The organism is Streptomyces caeni, from assembly GCF_042678285.1.
Classification (GTDB): Bacteria; Actinomycetota; Actinomycetes; order Streptomycetales; family Streptomycetaceae; genus Streptomyces; species Streptomyces caeni.
Genome location: NZ_JBHUDX010000096.1, coordinates 1 through 3,736 on the forward strand (window position 1 = coordinate 1; position 3,736 = coordinate 3,736).

Consider the following 3,736-nt stretch of genomic DNA (forward strand, 5'->3'; position numbering starts at 1 on the left):
CGTGGCCACCGCTCGTGGCGAGTCGGCGAGCCGGCGCGCCGGCGCGCCGACGCCCGGCGGACAGCCCGGCGCCGCGCCCCGTGCCGTGCCCAAGGGCCGGCTCGCCGGCCGGGTCCCCGGCGGCGCCCTCCTCGTCGCACGAGGACGTGCCCGAGTCCAGCAGCGGCTCCCGGGCCGTGAGATGCGTGGGGACCAGGGCCCGCAGCCCGTGGTAGCCGGCGATGACGACCAGCGTGCCCAGGGCGATGCCGCTCAGCGAGAACGTGTCGGTGAACCGCAGGGTGACGTCGCCGACACCGGCGACGATGCCCGCCGCCGGCACCGGATTCAGCGGATTGCACAGGTCCACCACGGAGTTGCTCCAGATCTGCGCGCCGAGCAGGCCGATCTGGTGCCCCGACAGGCAACGTTCGCCCCGTCGCGACGGCCGGAGCGAGGCTGAACCCGATGAGCATCACGACCGCACCGGTCGTGACCGGCGGCATCGCCGCGTGGGTGATCCGCGCCCCGACCGCTGGACCGCGAGGCCCGCGAGGAACGGTGCGATGCCGACGACGAAGACGGCCCCGGTCGCGGTCGCGCCGGTGCCGCCTTGTGCCCGGATCACCGCGGCCACGCCCACGAAGGAGAGCGAACAGCCCAGGTAGCGGGGGACCCGGCTCCGCTCGAGCGGGCGGTGCCCCCACGACGCCGCTCCTTGACGGGCAGACGTTGCCTGCCGGGGCGCCGGGGCACTGGTCCGCCCTGCCGACGCCTGCCGACGCCCGACACGTCCAGCAGCCGGTGGTCGGTGAGCCGGCCCCTCGCGTCTGTTCCCGTGAAGAAGGCGTGGGCGCCATTGTCAGGGGCAACGGACCGGTGCTCTGCACACCTGACCTGCGAGCCAGGCCGCTGAGCGACCGCTTACCATGGTCGCGTACGGGGCCGCACGCCGTGCGCCCGCCCCCAGGCCATTTCCAGGAGCCCGCCCGTGACCGCCGAAACCCAGGCCGCGCCCGTCGTGTCGTACGGGCGGCTCGTCCCCGTCGTCGTCCACTTCGACGACCTGGACGCGCTCGGTCTGCTGCACAACGCCCGCTACCCGGTCATGGTCGAGCGGGCCTGGACCGCCCTGTGGCACGAGCGGGGCTTCGGCTTCGACGGCGACTGGGAGGCGGCGGGAGACTTCTGCAACGCCGTCAAGGAACTGCGGATCGGCTACGAGGCCCCGGTGAACAGGCCGGGCGCCTACGCCGTGCACCTGTGGCTGGAGCGGCTCGGGAACACCGGCCTCACCTACGGGTTCCGGTTCTGCTCGGCCGACGGAGCGATGACGTACGCGCACGGCACCCGGGTCCTCGTCCGGCTCGACGCGGCGACGCTGCGCCCGACTCCGTGGAGCGAGCCCTTCAGGGCCGTGGGTCGGGAACTGCTGCGCCGCGCGAGCTGACCCTGGGGCGGTCGCGGCCGCCCACCCGGAGCACCCCGGCGAGCCCCGCGACCCCGAAGGCCAGCACCGTCACCAGACCGAACGACACGACCAGGCTCGTGGCCTGGGCCAGTGTGCCGATGGCGCCCGGTGCCACCAGGCCCGAGGTGTAGGTGATGGTCGCCACGCCCGCGATGGCCTGGCTCGGGCTGGGGCCGCTGCGGCCCGCCGCCGCGAAGCACAACGGGACCACGACCGCGATACCGAGGCCCATCAGCGCGAACCCGCCCATCGCCACCGCCGGGTGGCGCGCGGCGACGACGAGCAGCCCGCCGAGCGCGGCCAGGGCACCGCTCGCCCGGACGGTACGCACCGCGCCGTACCGGTCCACCACCCGGTCGCCCGCGACGCGCGCGATCGCCATGGTGGCGGTGAAGCCCGTGGTGCAGGCGGCCGCGAGCCCGGCCGAACTCCCCAGCCGGTCGCGCAGATAGACCGCCGACCAGTCGAGGCTCGCGCCCTCGGCGAACACTGCGCAGAAGCCGATCGCGCCGATGAGCAGGGCCGACCTGGGAGGCAGCGCGAACCGGGGCGGCGGCTCCTCGTCCTCTGCGGGCTGCAGGTCGAGGACCCATGTGCAAGCGGCCAGGCCCAGCACGGTCAGGACCGCGGCCGCCAGGGCGTGGTGCAGCCGGGCGTCCGAGCCCAGGTGCGCGGCGAGCGTGCCGGCCGCCGAGCCCATCAGGGCGCCGGCGCTCCACAGGCCGTGCAGACCGGACATGATCGACCTGCCGAGGCGGTTCTCGACCTCGACGCCCAGGGCGTTCATCGCCACGTCCGCCATGCCGGCCGTGGCGCCGAACGTGAACAGGGCCAGGCACAGCGTCGGCAGGTTCGGCGCGAGGGACGGCAGGGCCAGGGCCAGTGTCCACAGCGACAGCAGCCCGCGCAGCGCCGTGCGGGCGCCGAAACGGTGGCTGATCCGGCCCGCGAGCGGCATCGCGACGGACGCGCCGAGCGCGGGGAACGCGAGCGCCAACCCGAGTTGGCCCGGGCCTGCATGGGTGTGCTCCTGGATCCACGGCACGCGGGTGGCGAACGAGCCGGTGACCGCGCCGTGCACGCCGAAGACCGCGGCCACGGCGTACCGGGCGCGCCTCACCTCGGACTGCTGATGGACCACTTCCCTCATCCTCGGATGCTCCCCGTCCGTTTCCCGCCCCGTCTCCGCTCGGCGTAAACTATCAGGAACCCTGCCTGATAGATAGAGACGGACAGAGGCTTCAGAGCCGCCGGCCGAGCGGCACCGCCGATCTGGGAGGATCCCGGCATGCCCGCATCCCCGAGCACCGCCCGGGCCATCAACGACCGGCTCGCCCTGCGACTGCTGCAGCAGGAGGGTCCTTTGACGGCAGGGCGGTTGAAGCAGCTCACCGGACTGTCCCGGCCGACGGTCGCCGACCTCGTCGAACGGCTTACCGCCGCCGGGCTGATCGCGGTCGTGGGGGAGTCGGGGGAGCAGCGGCGCGGTCCGAACGCTCGGCTGTACGGGATCATCGCCGGCCGTGCCCATCTCGCGGCCCTCGACGTGCGCACCGAGGGCGTCTCCGTCCTCGTGTCGGATCTCGTCGGCGGGGTGCTCGCGGAGGCGTCGGTGCCCATCGGCGGCGACCTCTGCACGGGGCCCGCGGTCGAGCGGGCCGTGGCGCTGGTCGAGCGCACCGCGAAGGAGGCCGGCGCCGAGCCGCTGCACACGGTGGGGATCGGGGCGCCCGGTCTGATCGACCCCGCCACCGGCGAACTCCGCGACTCCTCGGGGCTGCCGCCGTGGCATCGCCGACTGGTCGCCGCGCTGCAGGAACGGCTGCCCGCGCGTGTGATCGTGGAGAACGAGACCAACCTCGCCGCCGTGGCCGAACAGCGCGAGGGCGCCGCCCGCGACCGGGACACCTTCGTGCTGCTGTGGCTGGGGCACGGCACGGGCGCGGCCGTGGTGCTGGACGGCGCGCTGCGCCGCGGTGCGTCGGGCGGCACCGGCGAGATCGGTTTTCTGCCGGTGCCCGGCACCGCGACGCTGCCTTCGGCGACGGACTGCGAGGGCGGGTTCCACTCCCTGGCGGGGGCGGCGGCCATCGCGGAACTGGCGGACGCCCACGGGCTGGTGGCGGAGGGGCCGGTACCCGGGCCACGCGCGGCGGCACTGGTGCGCGGGGCGGTGCGGGCGGCGGGAGGCGCGAACGGCGAGGGTCCGGGCGGCGGCGGCCCGGACACCGCGAGCCGGGACGGCGGCGGCCCGGACGCCAGGAGCCCGGATGGCTGCGGCGGGGA

General features: G+C 75.1%; 3 protein-coding genes and 1 pseudogene. 2 read left to right on the top strand and 2 right to left on the bottom strand.

The annotated features are described in order from the left end of the window. Positions 1-664: pseudogene (locus ACFSL4_RS30830) on the bottom strand (solute carrier family 23 protein); the annotation flags it as partial. 306 nt (positions 665-970) lie between these two features. On the opposite strand from ACFSL4_RS30830, the gene ACFSL4_RS30835 reads away from it, so the two are divergent. Beyond that, positions 971-1,429 (top strand): acyl-CoA thioesterase, encoded by a 459-nt coding sequence (locus tag ACFSL4_RS30835; protein WP_381090136.1) that lies wholly within the window; start codon positions 971-973, stop codon positions 1,427-1,429. On the opposite strand, the gene ACFSL4_RS30840 is transcribed toward ACFSL4_RS30835, so the two are convergent. Next, entirely contained in the window at positions 1,389-2,600 is a 1,212-nt protein-coding gene (locus ACFSL4_RS30840; RefSeq protein WP_381090139.1) for an MFS transporter, read from the bottom strand. The two genes, ACFSL4_RS30835 and ACFSL4_RS30840, sit on opposite strands and share 41 nt — an antisense overlap. A gap of 138 nt (positions 2,601-2,738) precedes the next feature. Between ACFSL4_RS30840 and ACFSL4_RS30845 the strand changes: the two genes are divergently transcribed. Beyond that, a partial coding sequence (locus ACFSL4_RS30845) for an ROK family transcriptional regulator (RefSeq protein WP_381090142.1) occupies positions 2,739-3,736 on the top strand: 998 nt, incomplete at its 3' end.

What these genes read in the sequence shown, in the direction of transcription:
- ACFSL4_RS30840 (WP_381090139.1), bottom strand. Translation starts at nt 2,600, where the DNA reads ATGAGGGAAGTGGTCCATCAGCAGTCCGAGGTGAGGCGCGCCCGGTAC.